A 251-nucleotide genomic window follows, 5' to 3' on the forward strand; every position below is an offset into this window, starting at 1 on the left:
TCTTCGTCCTCATCTTCACCAGACTCGTCGTCTTCTTCGTCTTCGTCCTCATCTTCACCAGACTCGTCGTCTTCGTCGTCTTCGTCTTCTTCCGACTCGTCGTCTTCGTCTTCTTCCTCGTCCTCTTCTTCGTCTTCCTCGACGACCTTCTTCTTGCCCTTGGCCGGAGCCTTCTTCTTGCTCACAGGCTCGTCTTCTTCGTCTTCCTCATCTTCGGACTCGTCGTCTTCATCCTCTTCTTCGTCTTCATC

1 pseudogene is annotated in these 251 nt (G+C 52.6%); it reads right to left on the reverse strand.

The features are described from left to right. Positions 1-251, reverse strand: a pseudogene (locus AC1RPG_RS08895) (hypothetical protein); the annotation flags it as partial.

Source organism: Dellaglioa sp. CoH-57-MRSF-18 (assembly GCF_056781995.1).